Annotated in this window: 17 protein-coding genes; 7 read left to right on the top strand and 10 right to left on the bottom strand. The window is 71.1% G+C overall.

The genetic code is table 11. From position 1 onward, the window contains the following. The first annotated feature begins 3 nt into the window (after window positions 1-3). Window positions 4-1656 (top strand): FAD-dependent monooxygenase, encoded by a 1653-nt coding sequence (locus ACZ6ZP_RS31955; protein ID WP_351165518.1) that lies wholly within the window; start codon window positions 4-6, stop codon window positions 1654-1656. Next, window positions 1653-2888, top strand: a complete 1236-nt coding sequence (locus ACZ6ZP_RS31960; protein WP_468616347.1) for a cytochrome P450 — start codon at window positions 1653-1655, stop codon at window positions 2886-2888. Before ACZ6ZP_RS31955 ends, ACZ6ZP_RS31960 begins: the two co-directional genes overlap by 4 nt. Window positions 2889-2915: 27 nt before the next feature. Here the strand turns inward: ACZ6ZP_RS31960 and ACZ6ZP_RS31965 are convergent, their stop codons facing one another. From ACZ6ZP_RS31965 to ACZ6ZP_RS31980, 4 genes are all read right to left on the bottom strand, one after another. Continuing rightward, window positions 2916-4409: a peptide MFS transporter gene (locus tag ACZ6ZP_RS31965; RefSeq protein WP_351165522.1), complete on the bottom strand. Its 1494-nt coding sequence runs from the start codon at window positions 4407-4409 to the stop codon at window positions 2916-2918. 263 nt (window positions 4410-4672) lie between these two features. After that, complete coding sequence (locus ACZ6ZP_RS31970; protein WP_351165524.1) at window positions 4673-4942, bottom strand: acyl carrier protein; 270 nt, start codon at window positions 4940-4942, stop codon at window positions 4673-4675. An 88-nt stretch (window positions 4943-5030) separates the two neighbouring features. Next, a complete protein-coding gene (locus ACZ6ZP_RS31975) occupies window positions 5031-5807 on the bottom strand; it encodes a thioesterase II family protein (protein WP_383822999.1) in 777 nt (258 codons plus the stop codon). 276 nt (window positions 5808-6083) lie between these two features. After that, window positions 6084-7637 carry a multicopper oxidase family protein gene (locus ACZ6ZP_RS31980; protein ID WP_469409282.1) on the bottom strand — a complete coding sequence of 518 codons (1554 nt, stop codon included), beginning with the start codon at window positions 7635-7637 and terminating at the stop codon, window positions 6084-6086. Window positions 7638-7817: 180 nt separating this feature from the next. Between ACZ6ZP_RS31980 and ACZ6ZP_RS31985 the strand changes: the two genes are divergently transcribed. Together ACZ6ZP_RS31985 and ACZ6ZP_RS31990 are read left to right on the top strand one after the other, a co-directional pair. Continuing rightward, window positions 7818-8018: an acyl-CoA carboxylase subunit epsilon gene (locus ACZ6ZP_RS31985; RefSeq protein ID WP_351165531.1), complete on the top strand. Its 201-nt coding sequence runs from the start codon at window positions 7818-7820 to the stop codon at window positions 8016-8018. 124 nt (window positions 8019-8142) lie between these two features. Then, complete coding sequence (locus tag ACZ6ZP_RS31990) at window positions 8143-9732, top strand: acyl-CoA carboxylase subunit beta (protein ID WP_351165533.1); 1590 nt, start codon at window positions 8143-8145, stop codon at window positions 9730-9732. Window positions 9733-9834: 102 nt separating this feature from the next. Here the strand turns inward: ACZ6ZP_RS31990 and ACZ6ZP_RS31995 are convergent, their stop codons facing one another. Beyond that, window positions 9835-10653, bottom strand: a complete 819-nt coding sequence (locus ACZ6ZP_RS31995; RefSeq protein ID WP_351165535.1) for an AfsR/SARP family transcriptional regulator — start codon at window positions 10651-10653, stop codon at window positions 9835-9837. Window positions 10654-11636: 983 nt separating this feature from the next. Here ACZ6ZP_RS31995 and ACZ6ZP_RS32000 point away from each other — a divergent pair. After that, window positions 11637-11885 carry a DUF6059 family protein gene (locus ACZ6ZP_RS32000; protein WP_351165537.1) on the top strand — a complete coding sequence of 83 codons (249 nt, stop codon included), beginning with the start codon at window positions 11637-11639 and terminating at the stop codon, window positions 11883-11885. Window positions 11886-12090: 205 nt separating this feature from the next. On the opposite strand, the gene ACZ6ZP_RS32005 is transcribed toward ACZ6ZP_RS32000, so the two are convergent. Continuing rightward, window positions 12091-12558: a hypothetical protein gene (locus ACZ6ZP_RS32005; RefSeq protein WP_351165539.1), complete on the bottom strand. Its 468-nt coding sequence runs from the start codon at window positions 12556-12558 to the stop codon at window positions 12091-12093. Between the two features lie 156 nt (window positions 12559-12714). On the opposite strand from ACZ6ZP_RS32005, the gene ACZ6ZP_RS32010 reads away from it, so the two are divergent. Beyond that, window positions 12715-13527, top strand: coding sequence for a hypothetical protein (locus ACZ6ZP_RS32010; RefSeq protein ID WP_383823004.1), 813 nt, complete (start codon window positions 12715-12717; stop codon window positions 13525-13527). Further along, a complete protein-coding gene (locus ACZ6ZP_RS32015) occupies window positions 13524-14234 on the top strand; it encodes a class F sortase (RefSeq protein WP_469409285.1) in 711 nt (236 codons plus the stop codon). Before ACZ6ZP_RS32010 ends, ACZ6ZP_RS32015 begins: the two co-directional genes overlap by 4 nt. Before the next feature lie 42 nt (window positions 14235-14276). Here ACZ6ZP_RS32015 and ACZ6ZP_RS32020 read toward each other — a convergent pair whose 3' ends face one another. From ACZ6ZP_RS32020 to ACZ6ZP_RS32035, 4 genes are all read right to left on the bottom strand, one after another. Further along, complete coding sequence (locus tag ACZ6ZP_RS32020; protein ID WP_469409286.1) at window positions 14277-15443, bottom strand: serine hydrolase domain-containing protein; 1167 nt, start codon at window positions 15441-15443, stop codon at window positions 14277-14279. A gap of 148 nt (window positions 15444-15591) precedes the next feature. Beyond that, window positions 15592-15975: a winged helix-turn-helix transcriptional regulator gene (locus ACZ6ZP_RS32025; protein ID WP_469409288.1), complete on the bottom strand. Its 384-nt coding sequence runs from the start codon at window positions 15973-15975 to the stop codon at window positions 15592-15594. Window positions 15976-16024: 49 nt separating this feature from the next. Then, a complete protein-coding gene (locus ACZ6ZP_RS32030) occupies window positions 16025-16192 on the bottom strand; it encodes a hypothetical protein (RefSeq protein ID WP_351165547.1) in 168 nt (55 codons plus the stop codon). 30 nt (window positions 16193-16222) lie between these two features. Then, window positions 16223-16921 carry a glycerophosphodiester phosphodiesterase gene (locus ACZ6ZP_RS32035; RefSeq protein ID WP_469409291.1) on the bottom strand — a complete coding sequence of 233 codons (699 nt, stop codon included), beginning with the start codon at window positions 16919-16921 and terminating at the stop codon, window positions 16223-16225. Between the last annotated feature and the right edge of the window lie 5 nt (window positions 16922-16926).

Genomic DNA, 16926 nt, shown 5'->3' on the forward strand with positions numbered 1-16926 from the left:
TCCATGACCGCAACAGGCACGTCCGCGTACACCCCGGTGCTGGTCGTCGGCGGCGGGATCGTCGGTCTGTCCATGTCGCTGTTCCTGTCCCAGCGGGGCATCGCAAATGTCCTGGTGGAGCGGCACGCGACCACCAGCACCCACCCCCGGGCCCGCGGTGTGAACGTCCGCTCCATGGAAATCCTGCGCGCCGCGGGCCTGGAGGAAGCGATCCGCGCCACCGAGTCCGCGGTGGCGCTCGCCGCCAATCACGGCATCGTGGCCGCACACGATCTGGCCGGCGAGGAGTTCGGCCGGATGGACGGCGCGCATACCGCCGACCCCCGGCCCGAAGCCTGGAGCGACATCAGCCCCACCTCGTGGGCGCTGTGCGATCAGGACGAACTGGAGCCGCTGCTCGCCGACCGCGCCCGGGATCTGGGCTCACGGCTGCTCTTCGGCCATGAACTCACCGCCCTTGAGGGCGACGTGGCGACCGTGCGTGATGTGCGTGCCGGTACGGAATTCCAGATCTCCTTCGCGTACGTGGTCGCGGCCGACGGCGCACACAGCCCGCTGCGCAAGGCCCGCGACATCGCCTTCGAAGGGCCCGGCACCTTGGCGCACTTCGCCAACATCTACTTCCACGCCGATCTCACCGAGCCGCTGCGCGACCGCCGCTTCGTGATGTGCTACCTCAGGCAACAGGACTTCCAGGGCGCCCTGTTGCCCATCGACAACCACCGCCGCTGGCTGCTGCACGTCCCCATCGGGCCCGACTGGGAGACGGAGAAGCACCGCTTCGAGCCGGACGCATGCGTCGAGCTGATCCGCAAGGCCACCGGTGTGCCCGCGCTCGATGTCGAGCTCCAGGGCGTGCTGCCCTGGGAGTCCGCGGGGCGGGTGGCCACGCGCTGGCGCGAGGGCACGCTGTTCCTGGCCGGCGACGCGGCTCATGTGATGCCGCCCACCGGTGCGTTCGGCTCCAACACCGGCATCCAGGACGCGCACAACCTCGCCTGGAAGCTGGCCGCCGTACTGCGCGGCGAAGCCGGGCCAGGGCTGCTGGACACCTACGAGGCCGAGCGGCGCCCGGTGAGCACGGCCACCGTGGAACAGGCCGTACTGCGCTCCAAGGACCGGGGCCGCAAGGGCGGCGACGGCGGTCCGCCCCCCGGGCTGGCCGACGACGCGGCGGTGATGCTCGGGTACCAGTACGCGTCCACCGCGCGGGACACCGGCGATGCCTCCGGGGACGGTGCCACGTCCGGGGACACCGCCGCCGGTGAGACCTTCCTGCCCGCCGACCGCTGGTCCGGCGCACCCGGTACGCGCGCCCCGCACGTGCCCCTGCCCGGCGGCCGGTCGCTGCTGGACCGCTACGGCACCGAGTTCGTCCTGGTGACGAGCGATTCCCGCTGGGTGCGCGCCGTCACGGAGGCGTGCGGTGGGGGAGCCCGGCTGCGGGCGTGCCAGCTGCCGTCCGGTGACGAGGCGGCCAAGAAGTTCCAGGCGCAGTACGGCGTGGGAGACGACGGGGCCGTCCTGGTCCGGCCGGACGGGTTCGTGGGATGGCGCTGGCCGGGCACCCCGTCGGGCCTGCCCGCCCAGGAGCTGTCCGCGGCCCTGGCGCGCCTCACCCACCGGGACACCTCCGCGCAGGGAGTACCCGCATGACCTCCACCGAGCCCGCCCACGTCACCGAAGCACCGCTGAGCTTCCCCCTGTCCAGCCCCGACCCCGCCGCCCCGCCGCCGGACCTCGCCCGGCTGCGCGCCGGGTGCCCGGTGGCCCCGGTGCGGCTGCCGTCCGGTGACCGCGGCTGGCTCGTCACCACGTACGCCGACAACCTGAAGGTCTTCTCCGACGGCCGGTTCAGCCGTTCCGCGGCCGCCGGAAAGGGCGCTCCGCGGGCCCGCAACATCCCGCTCGACCCCAACTCCATCACCACCATGGACCCGCCCGAGCACTCCCGGCTGCGCCGGGCGCTCGGCGGCGCCTTCTCGCCGCGGCGGCTCGACGTGCTGGGGGAACGTATCGGTGTCATCACCCGCGGTCTGCTGGACGAGGCCATGGCGCACCGGCCCGCCGACCTGGTCGCAGGCCTGGCGCAACCGCTGCCGCTGATCGTGATCTGCGAGTTGCTGGGGCTGCCCGAGGAGGAGCGCGACCAGTTCCGGGACTGGACCGAGGCGTATCTGACCCTGAGTCCGGAGCACGCCGCCCGGTCCACCGAGGCGGCCCAGCAGCTCGACACCTACTTCGCGGCACTGGTGGAGCGTCGCAGGCGCCGGCCGACCGACGACGTGTTCGGCGCGCTGGTCGCGGCACACGAGGACGGGCGGCTCAGCCATGCGGAGCTGTGCACCTTCGCCACCACGTTGCTGGTCGCCGGGTATGAGACCGTCGCCGCGCAGATCGCCGGTTCGCTGAACGTGCTGCTCGCCTACGGGAGCGAACACCCCGAAGAGTGGGGCGAGTTGTACGAGGGGGACCGGCTGCGCGAGCCCGTCGTCGAGGAACTGCTGCGCTATGTCCCCATCGCCATGACCGGCGGAACCCTGCGGGTCGCCACGGAGGACGTGGAGCTGTCGGGGACGGTGATCCGGGCGGGCGAGGCGGTGCTGCCGTCCACCACGTCGGCCAACCGCGACACGGCGGTGTACGAGCACCCGGACCTCTTCGATCCGTACCGCTTCGAGGTGGACCGGGGCGCCTCGCACCTCGCCTTCGGGCACGGCCCGCACCGTTGCATGGGCGCCCATCTGGCCCGCCTCCAGATCGGCGTGGCGCTCGGCACCCTGCTGCGCCGCCATCCGACGCTGCGCCCGGCGGTGCCCCTGGACGAACTGGAATGGAACACCGCCAAGCCGATCCGCTGCCCCAAGTCCCTGCCCGTCACCTGGTAACGAGGGGCGTGCGGCCCGCCGTACCGCTCACACCCCGAGCTTGCGGGTGAGCGGACGGCGGACCAGCAGCAGGATCGCGCCGACGAGCAGGGCCACGGCGCCGACCGAGAGGAAGTATCCGGCGCCGGGGGCCTCCTCGCCGGAGACCTTGAGGGCGTTGCCGCCGAGACCGCCGCCGAGGGCGCCCGCGAGCCAGAACAGGGCGACCATCTGGCTGACGAAGGTGGCCGGGGCGATCGCGGTGGTGGCGCTCATGCCGACCGGCCCGAACGACACCTCGCCGCAGGCGAGGAGCAGGAAGGAGACCACGAGCCACAGCGGTGACACCGGCTCGCCCGTGTTCGCGACCAGCAGCGCGGCCGCCGCGAGCACCAGGTAGGCGGCGCCGGTACAGCCCATGCCGACGGCGAACTTGACGGCGGTGTCGAGGCGTTCGCCGGCCCGCTGCCACGCCCGGGCGAAGAACGGGGCGGTGAGCAGCACGAACAGGGGAATGGTGGACTGGAACCAGCTCGCGGGGATGGTGAAGCCGAGCACGTCGCGGTCCGTGGAGTCCTTCGCGAAGAGCGCGAAGACGGAGCCGCCCTGGAGGAACAGGCCCCAGAAGACGGCGGAGACCAGGAACAGCCAGATGTAGGTCTTGACCCGGCTGCGCTCGGCCGCCGTCAGGAGCGGATTGCGGATGAGCCGCCAGAACGCTGCCGCGGGGGCAACGACACAGAGCAGCCCGACCAGGGCCATCACATGGCCGATCTGGAAGGTCCCGAAGGCGGCGTCCACGCCGTAGCCGACGGCGACCAGGCCCGCGGCGGCCCCGCTCCAGCGCAGCACCGCGGCCCGCTGGGCGGGCGCGGCCGCGCGCTCGGGCACCTTGCCGTTGGCGCCGAAGTGGCGGGCGCCGCGGACGTACTGGATCAGACCGAGCGCCATGCCGAGCGCGGCGAGTCCGAAGCCGAGGTGCCAGTTGACGCCCTCACCCACCGTGCCCACGATGAGCGGCGCGATCAGCGCGCTGACCTGGACGCTCATGTAGAAGACGGCGAATCCGGCGTCCCGGCCCGAGCGGTCCTCGGGGGCGTAGAAGGTGCTCAGCAGGTTGGCCATGTTGGGCTTGAGCAGCCCGGTGCCGAGGGCGACGAGCAGCAGCCCCGGATAGAAGAAGAACTCGGAGGGCACGGCCAGGGTGAGATGCCCGAGCCCGATGACCACGCCGCCGTACAGGACGGCACGGTACGAGCCGAGCAGCCGGTCGCCGATCCAGCCACCGGGTACGGACGAGAGGAAGACGGCGGCCATGTAGCTGCCGAAGAGCAGTGCGGCGTCGTCGTCGGAGAGCCCGAGCCCGCCGTCGGCCACCGGCTCGCTCGCGTAGAGCACGAGGATCGCGGACATCCCGTAGAAGCTGAAGCGCTCCCAGACGTCCGTGCCGAACAAGGTGGTGAACCACCGGGGCCGGCCCAGGAGTCCGGTCTCTTCGGGCTGTTCGTCGCGTGGGCCCCGGGTGACGGGCTCGGCTGTCATCGGCGTGCACTCCTCTGTTCGGCAGTACGGAAGACCCTGGCGGCACGAGGCCGGCCACAACCTGTCGGCCACCGAGCTCTCCGGCGGGCGCGACACCCGCGCCCCGGCCGCGCTCGCCGCCCCGGGCGGAGCGGGGGAGCGGCGGCCGGGTGCGGTCCTTCGCGGTGGACGTCACCGGGTGCGAGGTCAACCTCCGCCCGGACGCGACCCGTTCCGTGCTCGGGCCGCGACGCGCTTGCCGGCCAGGCTGGTGACGGGCCCCGTCATCGGACGGAACCCGCCTGTGGGGCCGCGTTGATGACGGCGAGGAGCTGGCGCGGGGTCTCGGCCTCGGCGACGGCGTCGTCGTCGAGCACGATGCCGTACTTGCGGCTGACCAGAGCGGTGAGCTGGAGCATCGCCAGGGAGTCGTAGCCGAACTCCATGAAGGAGGTGTCCAGGGCCTGCTCGCCCTCGATGGTCGTCCCCTCGTCGGGGGCACCGATGCTCTCGATGAGCAGCTCACTGAGGTCGCTCAGGGTGATGTCACTCATGACGGTCCTTTCGATGGGTGTATCTCGATGGGTGGGGTGCCGTCTGCTTGTGTTCGGTCCGCTCTCGCCGAGGTCGGCGCGGCGTTCTCTATCCCGCCGGAACCGGTGGTGCGGAGGGTGCCGGGCTGCGCAGCACTTCCCCGATGCGCCGGGGCAGTTCACGGCCGCGGACGAAGAAGTGCGTCCCGGGCACGGAGTCCAGGCGGAAGTCCGCACGCGTGCAGTGCTGCCAGGCCTGTACCTGCGCGGTGGAGACCATCGCGTCGTCACGGCCCGCGAAGGCCCGCAGCGAGCACGGCAGCGCGGCGGCCGGCGCCGACCGCAGACTGCGGGCGAGCAGCAGGTCGGAGCGGAGGGTGGCCAGGACGAGTGCGAGCCGTCCCGGTCGGCTGCGCAACGGTTCGGGCAGCGACTGCTCGCCGCTGAACGCCACCATCAGTTCCTCGTCGGTGAGTTCGGCCGGGTCACGTGCGTCGAGCAGGTCGACGGGCAGTTGCGGAGCCACGCAGGCCCCGACGAGCAACAGCCGGGCGGGCCGAAGGCCGGCGTTCAGCCGATGCTGGGTGAGGCGGTAGGCGACGAGCGCCCCGAGGCTGTGCCCGTAGAAGGCGTACGGGGTCGAGGAGTCGAGCAACGGGCCCAGTTCCTGCTGGAGTTCGTGCACCAGCTGCTCCGCGTCGGTGATGCGGGGCTCCTTGAGCAGGGTCTCCCGGCCGGGCAGCCGTATCGGCAGCACGTCGATGTCCCGGCCCACCCGTGGTTGCCACCCGGCGAACGCCTGCGCCCCCGCCCCGGCATGGTGGAAGCAGAGCAGCCGCAGCCTGCCCCCGTCGGCCGGTGGCCGCACTGCCAGAAAACGGTGCACCTCTGTCCCCCTTGCAGCTGTGGCCCCACAAGCAGGCGGCCCTCGATGCGCGCCACCAGAGTCGCCATGGGCCCTATAAGGCCGCTCGAATGCCGCTTGGGCAGGAGCGGAGCAGAGCTGTCCGCGTCGTTCGTGGCAGCCTGGGGACGTCGAGCAGCGTTACGGACGGCAGCAGTGGGCAGTCAGTGGGCAGCAGTGGGCACCAGTGGGCAGCAGTGCGCGCGGCAATGTACTGCGGTCGCCGTGGTCAACACCGCGCGGCGACGGTCGCCGCTCTCAGTGCGAGTCGTGGGAGTCGTCGAGCGTCAGCCGACGCGACACCTGCTTCTCCGTGCCCGGTTCGACGACCAGGAACTGGCCCATCATGCCGTCGTCCTCGTGGCGCAGCACATGGCAGTGGAACATGTACGGCGTCTTCGTGTCGGTGAGGGAGTCGAACTTGACCGCCAGCCGGACCGTGCCGATGACCGGCAGATAGACGGTGTCCTTGGGGCCGGTCATGTGCGCCGGCGGCTTGTCGCCGTTCACCTCGATCACGTTGAAGGTGCAGCCGTGCACATGGACGGCATGCACCATGTCGTCGCCGCGCTCGATCTCCCAGACCTCGGTCGCCCCGGCGGGCACCACTTCGTCGATCCGCGCCAGGTCCATCGCCTTGCCGTTGATCTGGACGCCGACGAACGAGAGCTTTCGCACCGTCGGGTCCTTGGGCAGCTCGATGGGCCGGGGCGCACCGGCGAACCGCGTGGGCAGCTCGGGCGACTTCCGCAGCCGTGCCGAGGCCCGGAACTCGACCAGGTCGAACGTGTCGTCGCCGCCGAGGAACCGGTCCGTGGGCCAGGAGACATTGATGTCCGGCGGAAAGCTGCGCAGCACCGTCTTCGTACCGGGCGTGAACGCCACGACCACCTCGGCCCGCTCCCCGGGGGCGAGCCGCAGCCGGGTCAGTTCGAGCGGCCGTCGCAGCAGTCCGTTCTCGGCGGCGACCAGGTGGAAGGGCCGGTCGTCGGTGAAGCCGATGCGGTAGATACGCGCGTTGGAGGCGTTGAGCAGGCGTAGCCGCACGCGTTCCGTGGCGACCGGGACGTAGGGGTCGTGGACGCCGTTGACCAGGATGGTGTCGCCGAGCACACCGCGGTTGTCGACACCGGCCACGTCGTCGCTGAAGGAGGTCTCGGTGAAGTCGAACTGCCCGTCGTCGTGGAAGTTCTTGTCCTGGATGATCAGAGGCAGATCGTCGATACCGTAAGTGGTGGGTAATCCGGCCGACTTGGAGTGTTCGTCGTCCACGATGATCATCCCGGCGACGCCCCGGTAGACGTGCTTGCCCGTGGAGCCGTGCGGGTGCGGGTGGTACCAGAGGGTGGCCGCGGGCTGGTGCACGGACCAGCGCGGGCGCCAGGTGCTGTCGCGCTCGATCATCTGGTGCGGGCCGCCGTCCATCGCGGCCGGCAGATGCATGCCGTGCCAGTGCAGGGTGGTCCGCTCCGGGAGCTTGTTGGCCACGGCGACCGAGACCTCGTCGCCGTCGCGCATCCGCAGGGTGGGTGCGAGATAGCTGCCGTTCGCGCCCCAGGTGTCGGTCTTCTGGCCCTGCCGGAACGTCCTGGTGCCCGGGGCGAGCCGCAGGGAGTAGTGGCGACGGCCCGCGCCGTCGGGCTTCGGGTCGATCAGTTCGGGGAACTTCAGCCGGTTGCGGAAGCTGAGCTTGCCGACATTGCTCTGCTCGTATCTGCTGTACGCGGTCAGCCAGTTCACCCCCCAACCCGCGCCGCCGACCAGGGCGACACCTCCGACGGAGAGAAGGACCCGGCGTCGGACTGTGGCCATAGTGCGCTCTCCATCGGCAAGTCGAGGAACGAGACCATGATCCGTTGAGCCGCTCGAGTCCCGCTGGATTCTCGGTCGTGCCCGACTGGCCGGCCGCAGCGGGGCGGGCGTGCCAGGATCGCCGCGCCGGGACGAGCAACCCCCGAGCCCTTTTCGAGGCGGCCGCCGCACGCTGCTGTCATGGACGAACCCCTCCGTCTCATCGTGCTCCGCGGCCGCCCCGACCCCACCGAGCTCGCCACGCTCGTGAGCGTGCTGCTGGCCGTGGCGCGCAGCGGAGGCCAGGAAGAGGAGGAGCCCGCAGGCCCGCTACGGGCCTCTTGGGCGAGGGGCCCGGGGCGGTACCGTCACCGGTCCCAGGTGGCCTGGAAGTCCCGCTGATCCCCACCAGGTCCGGAGCGGCGGAACACCCGGTCGGCGGGCCCGACGCACGGACCGCCGAGCCCCACCTCGGGGCCGACCACGTCTGGAGCGCCCCTCGAGGGGGCGATCATACGGTGACGGGATGACGACCCTCGACGAGAGCTTCTCGGACGCCCCGGCTCCCGGACTGCGCCGAGCAACCGACCAGTTGAACCGTCTCAAGGCCGAGACGGGCCGCGCGCTGGATCCCGCGGCCACTCGGCGCCAGCACGAGAAGGGCAAGCTCACCGCGTACGAACGGATGGATCTGCTCTTCGACCCAGGAACCTTCACGGAAGTGGAGCCGCTGCGCCGACATCGGGCCTCCGGCTTCGGCCTGGACGAGCGCAAGCCGTACGGCGACGGGGTGGTGTCCGGCTGGGGTCTGGTGCACGGCCGTACGGTCTTCGCGTACGCCCATGACTTCCGCGTCTTCGCCGGCGCTCTCGGCGAGGCGCACGCCGCCAAGGTGCACAAGGTGATGGACCTCGCCGAGTCGGCCGGGGCCCCGCTCGTCTCGCTCAACGACGGGGCGGGCGCCCGCATCCAGGAGGGCGTCACCGCGCTCGCCGGCTACGGCGGGATCTTCCGCCGCAACACCCGCTCGTCCGGGGTGATCCCGCAGATCAGCGTGATCATGGGACCGTGCGCGGGCGGCGCGGCCTACTCGCCCGCGCTGACCGACTTCGTCTTCATGGTCCGGGAGACCTCGCAGATGTTCCTCACGGGGCCGGACGTGGTGCAGGCGGTGACCGGCGAGAAGATCTCCCAGAACGGCCTGGGCGGCGCGGATGTGCACGCGGGCACCTCGGGCGTCGCGGGCTTCGCCTACGACGACGAGGCCGAATGCCTCGAAGACGTGCGCTATCTGCTGTCGCTGCTGCCGCAGAACAACCGTGAACTGCCGCCGTCCGCCAAGCCGGTCGACCTGCCGGACCGCCGTACCGACGCGCTCTCCTCCCTGGTGCCCGCCGAACCGGGCCAGGCCTATGACATGCGCGACGTGATCGCGGAGGTCGTCGACGACGGCGAGTACTTCGAGCTGCACGCGGCCTGGGCGCCCAACGTGGTGTGCGCGCTGGCGCGGATCGACGGGCAGGTCGTCGGCATCGTCGCCAACCAGCCCGCGGCACTCGCCGGGGTCCTGGACATCCACGGCTCGGAGAAGGCCGCCCACCACGTCTCCACCTGCGACGCCTTCAACATCCCGCTGGTGACGCTGGTCGACGTGCCGGGCTTTCTGCCCGGCGTGGATCAGGAGCACGGCGGAATCATCCGGCACGGCGCCAAACTGCTCTACGCCTACTGCAACGCGACCGTGCCGCGGATCTCGGTGGTGGTGCGCAAGGCCTACGGCGGTGCGTACATCGTGATGGACTCACGCTCGATCGGCGCCGACCTGTCCTTCGCCTGGCCGACCAACGAGATCGCCGTGATGGGCGCCGAGGGTGCCGCGAACGTGGTCTTCCGCCGGGAGATCGCCGCCTCCGACGACCCGGAAGCCACCCGTGCCCGGCTGGTCAAGGAGTACAAGTCGCAGCTGATGCACCCGTACTACGCGGCCGAGCGCGGCCTCGTCGACGACGTCATCGACCCCGGGGAGACCCGTACGGTACTTGTCCGCTCCCTGGCGATGCTGCGGCACAAGCACGCGCCCCTGCCCGAGCGGAAGCACGGGAATCCTCCGGTGTAGCGGCAGTTGAGGGAAGGACCTCCCGTCGCGCACGGTGCCGTGAGGCAGCGGTGCGCGACTCGGAGGCTGTCTCTTCCCCGGCTGCCGGACGCGGCTTTCTCCTCACCCCGGATACAGGTCGAGCATCCGGCCCGCTTTCCCTTCGGCGAGCAGTCCCGGATCGTCCATGAGCACGGCTCGCTGGAGCCGCTGGAGTCGCGCGGACGGCTCGATGCCGAGTTCTTCGACGAGAGCGGCGCGCAGCGTCTGGAAGACCCGTAGCGCGGCCGACGGTCGCCCGGCGCGGTAGTAGGCCACCATCAGCTGGGCGTGCAGGCTCTCGTGCAGCGGGTTCTGGGCGACGAGTACGGCGAGTTCCGTCAGCAGCTCGGCGTGCAGCCCGAGCCGCAACTCGACCTGGATGCGGCGCTCGAGGAGGCCGAGCCTGCTCTCCTCGAGACGCATCCGCTCCACCGAGAGAAGCGGCCCGGTGTGCACATCGGCCAGGGCGGGGCCCTGCCAGAGGGCGAGCGCCGCGCGATAGAGGCGGGCGGCCTCCTCGTCGTCGCCCACCTCCTCGGCCTGACGGCCCTCGGCCGTCACCCGGTTGTACTCGTACAGATCGAGCCCGTTCGGTTCGAGCCGCAGCAGGTATCCCCCGTGCCGCGTCATCAACAGGTCCTTGGCGCCCTGGCCGGCGCCGGCCTTTCCGAGCGCCGTGTCCATGCAGCGCCGGATCTGCAGGATGTAGGTCTGAAGAGTGGTCGGCGCGCTGCGCGGGGGTGAGGCGGTCCAGATCTCCTCCATCAAGGTGGAGACCGGCAGTACCTGATTGCTGTGGAAGGCGAGCAGAGCGAGAAGCTGACGTGGTTTGCCTGCGGTCGGAAGAATCGAGCGGTCGTTCAACTGGGCCTCGATGGCCCCCAGGACACGTATGTGCATCCAATCCCCCAGTTTGCTGTCGTGGATGAACCTTGCACGGGTCACAGCCCCGCGCCAGTGCCGGGGCCAGGTTTTTCGGTCGGCTATTACTGGCCAATGAATCTACTGTTAATCCAGGGTGGACGATCGTGGATGGCCGAATTTGACCCCTCATGATCCAGGGCGGCCGATACGCCGAACGCTCTCCGATGCGCCGTGCGCCTGACATTCGCTCATCCGTGCACCCCGGCTTTCGCATGGTTAACGTGGCCTGGGAGAACACCAGTTGGTGTGCTCGGATCGGGTAGAGCAGCCGTCACCGGATATCATTCCCGAGGTGGTTCAACTCGGGGTACACCGAATTCATGCATGGGGCATTGTTGAGATCCGAGTCCCGCCGACCGAAGGACTGCGCCAATGCGTGGTGCAGGGGCTGCTTTGCCGGCGCCGGAGCGTGATCGCGAGATCGTTGCAGATGTGAAACGAGGGGACGAGATCGCCCGATCTTCGGCTGCCGCCACAAGGGCGCCCGTCCCGGGAACGTGCCGTCATCGGCCGCAAGATCGTATCGGGGCGGCCGGTGATCGACCCCGACCGGCCGCGGGCGGGGTCGAGGTGATCGGCAGCGCGACACGTCCCCGTCCGGCCCCGGCTCCGTACGCGACTGCCCCCTGTCGGTCGTCGAGAAGCTCGACGCGCGGAAGGCGCACGGAAGCGGTGGACGCGGTCCGGGCCGCCCGAGAGGCGGGCCGGAACATGTGGCGGGTTCCGTGCTCCCCGACGGGCGTCCCGATCGCGGGCGACGCGGTCCGATCACCGATTTCTCCGCTCACTCACGGCGCACGGTCGTTCACCCGCGGCGCTCGGCCGACCATGCGCGGCGCACGCCGGCCACGCGCCACGCGCGCCGGCCGCCCTCCACGCCTCTCGCCCCTCACCCGGCCCCTTGGGCCCCGAGGTGCTTTCGACCGGGGCGCGAGACGCCACTGGAACCATCCGCACTCATGTCCATCCGAGGGATCCGACGCGTAGCGATCGACCACGTCCTGCGTCCAGTCTGGGAGGGCTTGATGGCGTTGGGGATGCTGTACCTGGCCGGTGAAGTCCTCCGGGCCGAGGACGAACGCTCCGCGCGACCGCTCACCGGCCCGGCCGGAAACCATCCCGAACGCCTGCGACCCGACCTGCCGTTGACCCGCCAGGAACGCAAACTGGCCCGCCACTTGGAGCGCCGCGGCATCCCGCTGGAGTAGCCTCGCACCCGGGCTCTGCCGCTGGTCGGCACCAGCACGTCAAGCAGTTCGACGCAGTCAAGACGGCATGGCCGGTGGAGTGAAATTCTGGCCAGATCGTTACCCCGCCGCCCGCGGCGGGTGGCCGGTCTCCTGCGTGACGCATATCACGCGACGAGGGCAGGATTCTCCGGGCTGCGGTGGCTGCGCGGTGACCACGCACAGTTCACGACCTGCGCCGCCCCAGGGCCTTCCTGACGTCCTCGGCCGCGTACGTGATGTTCAGCCGCCACGTATCCAGCTTGTCCCGCACCTTCGATGCGACCGTTCGCCACTTGAACCACAGCGGCAGCTCCCGGAACGGCACGTGGTCGAGGGTGTCGTCGACGGCGGTCTCGGCCAGGCCGCGATGGCCCTGGGCGCGCAGCGCGGCGTACAGCTCCGGCGTCAGCTCGCCGTTGAGCCGGGCCGCTGTCCCCGCCGCGGTGTACGCGAACCCGCGCTGACCGCGGTCCGGCAACCGCATCGCCCGGACGATGCGGGGGGAGGCCTCGGCCAGCGGGCAGTTGAAGGCGAGGCCGATGGCCGCCGTGCCGAGGTTCCCCTCGCCGCGTTCGTATGCCGCGTCCCACTCGGCGGGATCGTCGAGGCCCAGCAGGCCCTGGCCGCTCTCCCAGTTCCACTCGGCCGTCATGACCACGAATCCTTCCTGCCCGTACCCGGATGCGGGCACGGCCCGCGCGGAACCGCGCGTTCGATTTGAACGCCCCCGAGTCTCGTTCCGTTTCATAGGTAACTGCATGGCTCGTGCGGCCCGCCTGTCCGGGTGCCGCGGAAGAGGACGAACTTGATGATCAAGCGAACCGGCCTTCTCGTGGGGCTCGCCGCTCTGCCCGCCGCCTTCCTCACGGTGGTCGCCTCGTCCCCGGTCTACGCGGCGGACCCCCCGGCCTATCAGATCGACCTGGCGCAGCTGAACGACTCGGGCTCCACCGGAACGGCCCTCCTGAGCCTGCGCGGCAACGCGCTGACCGTGTGGATCAAGTCCGAGGGGATGGTGCCGGGACAGCCGTCGGCGCAGCACCTGCACGGCTCCACCGACGGGCACGACTTCCAGTGCCCGGACGACGGCGACGACACGAACGGCGACGGCATCCTCGACAACACCGAGGCCACCGTCCACTACGGCGACATCAACATCTCGCTGACCGAATCCGGTGACACCGACGCGGGCAGCGGCCTCGCCGTGGACCGGATGCCGGTGGCCGACGCCCAGGGCAAGGTCTCCTACAAGCGCACCATCACCGTGGGACAGGACGTGGTCGAGCACATCAAGGACCTGCACATCGTGCAGCACGGCATCGACCCGAACGACAACGGCACGTACGACTTCGAGGGCGCGGGCAAGAGCGAGCTCGACCCGAAGCTCCCGCAGGAGGCCACCGCTCCGACCAACTGCGGTGTGGTCAAGGGCGCGGCGGTCGGGTCCGTCCCCGTCGGCGGGGTCGAGACCGGCGGCGGCGCCGAGGGCGGCACGTCCCGCGGTGCCGTGATCGGTGGCGCCGGGGCCGCGTCGGTGGCCGCCGCCGGTGTGCTGGTGCTCGCGCGTCGGCGGACGGCGCCCGGGGCCACGGTCGCCGCGAAGAGCGGGAGCGCCGCGTGAGCCGCTCGGTGCGCGGAGGCGTGCGCCGGCCGGTGCGGAGGGTGTGGGCCGGGGTCCGGCACGCGTCCGCCGCCGCGGTCGCCGCCATCGCGGCGGCTCTGGTGCTCTCCGCCTGCGCGGGCCAGGACGCGGCGGACACGGCTGCCCCGCCGACGGCCCCCCGCCAGAGCGCGGAGCCGGGCGGCCCGGCGGACAGCCGGACACCGCAGGCGCCGGGGGAGGGGGCGGGGCCGGGCGAGGCCGCCGCGCCCCTGGGCCGGTCGGCTCCGCAGCGGGTCGCCATCCCCTCCCTGGGCGTGTCGAGCGCGTTGGAGACGCTGGGGCAGGGCGGGGACGGGACGATGACGACGCCGAAGGACCCCGATCTGGCGGGCTGGTACGAGCCGGGCCCCACCCCCGGCTCTCGGGGCCCCGCGGTGATCGCCGGCCATGTGACCTGGAACGGCGCGGACGCGGTCTTCAAGAAGCTGAAGACCATCAAGGCAGGGGAGGCCATCGAGGTGACCCGCGCGGACGGCAGGACGGCGACCTTCACGGTGGACCGCGTCGAGGAGTTCCCGAAGAAGGAGTTCCCCACCCTGGAGGTCTACAAGAACATCGACCACGCGGGGCTCCGCCTGATCACCTGCGGCGGACAGTTCGACGCGGACCGCAACTACTACCCCAACAACGTCACGGTGTTCGCGCGCATGACGGGTGTCGCGTAGGAGGAGGGCGGCGCGGGCCGGTGGTGTGACGGAGGCTCCGGTTCAGCTGCCGCTGAGGGCGGCCCGCGCGATCCGCTCGGCCACCGGGTTCATGCCCTCGCCCTTCGCGTCGGTCGCGTTGACCGAGTAGACGAGGGTGCGGGTGCCGTCCTCGGAGGCGGCCAGGAGATTCGCGTAGCCGTAGCGTGCGCCGGACTTGAGCCAGTACACCTTGCCGTCGATCTTCATCCGCTGGAGCCCAGCGCCGTAGAGGGGCTCCGGGGCGCCCGGCGCCAGCTCGGGCAGCGTGAACATCTCCTTCAGCTGCGGCTGGGGCACGATCTCTTCGTCGAACAGCGCCTGGGTGAAGACCTCCAGGTCGGCGGTGGAGGAGATCATGTCGCCCGCCGCGAAGCGGTCCGACTGGTTCCACTCGGTCACGTCGACGAGGCGCGTGGTGCCGTCGGGCCGCTCCACGCTCTGGTAGCCGCGGTTGTGCGGGCCGCGGATGCGGGGATCGGCGCCGGGGAAGTAGGTGTCGCGCATCCGGAGCGGCTTGAAGATCCGCTGGGCGGCCTGATCGGCGTACGAATCCCCGGTGACGCGCTCGATCAACAGGCCGAGCACGGTGTAGCCGATGTTGCGGTAGTGCTGTTCGTCGCCGGGGTCGTGCTCGGGTCCCTTGGCGATGGCCGACGCGAGGACCGTCCGCGGCTTCAGCGTGTCGTAGCGGTGGGCGAACGGGTCGTCGAAGCCGTCGCCCGGCTTCAGGCCGCTGGTGTAGTTGAGCAGGCTGCGGACGGGGATGGGCTCGAAGGTCTTCTTCGGGAACAGGCCCGGCATGTAGTGCTGCACGGGTCTGTCGAGATCCAGCTCGCCCTCGGCGGCCAGTTGGAGGACCACGGCCGCGGTCACGATCTTGGTGGTCGACCCGGCACGGAACCGGCCGTGCGGGTCGGCCTTCCGCTCCGTCACCAGGTCGTGCACGCCGGAACTGCCGTGCCAGGCCCCACCGGCGCCGCCGACGCGGACGAGGGCGGCGGTCGCGTCGGCGTTCGGAAGCCCTTCGATCGCTTCGCGCAGGGCCTTGCCGTTGGGCGCGGAGGCAGGGGCGGTCTCCTGGGCGCGGACCGTCGTGGCCGGGGCGTGCGCGAGGGCGGGGGCGGTCGCGGCGCCGGTGAGGCCGAGGACGAGGGCGGCGGCGAGAGCGGTACGGGCGGGGAAGGGCACGGTGTGACTCCAGGGTGGGCCGTGGTGGTGTGGTTCCCATCCTGGTGATCGGCGGGACGAGGCGGATCCTCACTGGGGAGGGCGGGGTACCGGTGACCCCTGAGGGGACAACACTGAGGCGCCTCAGGGGTGTTGACGGGGCTCCCCCCTAGGGGGCGCCGCCGGGGGAGGAGGCGTCGGATGCGCGGTCGGCGTGCTCCTGGGCCGCCATCACCTCGTCGCCGTGCTCGAAGGCCCACACGCCGAAGGCCTCGATCGGGGCGATCAACGTATGTCCCAGGGCGGTGAGTTCGTACTCGACGCGGGGCGGTGACTCGGCGTACGACTGCCGGGAGACCAGGCCGTTGTACTCGAGGCGGCGCAGTGTCTCGGTGAGGATCTTGGAGCTGATGCCGCCGATCAGGCCGCGCAGTTCACCCGGGCGGCGCGGGCCGTGCCGCAGGGCCCAGAGCGTCACGGCGTTCCAGGTGTTGGCGAGCAGATCGAAGGCGAGGCGGGCCCGGCAGTCGGCGAGCAGGTCGTGGTTCGTCACGTGTCGAATGGTGCCCGAGCGCTTTTCTGCCGTCGTCGGGAGGCGGCCGTCACTTCGCCATGAGCAGGAGGACGAGGACGATGCCGACCACAAGAGCGATGGTCAGCATGCGCCCGACGGGATTGCGCGGATTGAAGCGGTGGCCGCGGTAACCCCGTTCGTCACGCTCGTACACGAAGAGCGGCTCTTCCCGGTTGTGCTCGTCGCTGTTCCCCATGGACCACAAGCTAGTTGAGGGACCGTCCGGCTACGAGAGCGCGCCGTCGGGCCGCGCCCGCAGGGCGTGCAGCGTGTCGACGCGGTTGGTCGTGATCGAGTCGACGCCGATGTCGAGGAGACGGCGCATCGAACGCCTCGTGTCCGGGGTCCAGGCCGAGACGAGCAGCCCCTGTCGCTGCACCTGGACGGCCAGTTCACGGTGGAGCAGAGAGAAGCGGTAGTTCAGCCAGCGGGGCTTGATCGCGTCGAGGACGGCACGGCGCGGCGGCGCGAGGGTCGTCCAGGTGAGGGCGATCTCGGCGGCGGGATCCGCCTCGCGCACCGCGAGCATCGTCCGCGCGCCCGCGCAGTAGTACGTCCGCTCCGCCGCCCCGCAGTCGGCGACGGCGCCGACGACCGCCCGCACGGACCGCGGCGTCGCGTCCGGCAGATCCACCATGAGCCGGTGGCCGTCGGTCGCCGCGGCGGCCTCCTCCAGCGTGGGCACGCCGCCGTCGGTGAGGCCGCGCACCTCGTCCGCGGAGAGCGTGGACAAGGGGCGGTCGTGCTCCCACAGGCGCTTGAGGGTCGCGTCGTGCAGCAGGACGGGGACGCCGTCACGGGTGAGGCGGACGTCGATCTCCACCGCGTCCGCGCCCCGGTCGAGCGCGGAGCGCAGGGACGGGAGGGTGTTCTCGCGGACGCGGTAGGGATCGCCTCGGTGGGCCACGGCTGTCACGGTGCGCATGGGCC

This window comes from Streptomyces sp. NPDC054047 (assembly GCF_055585065.1).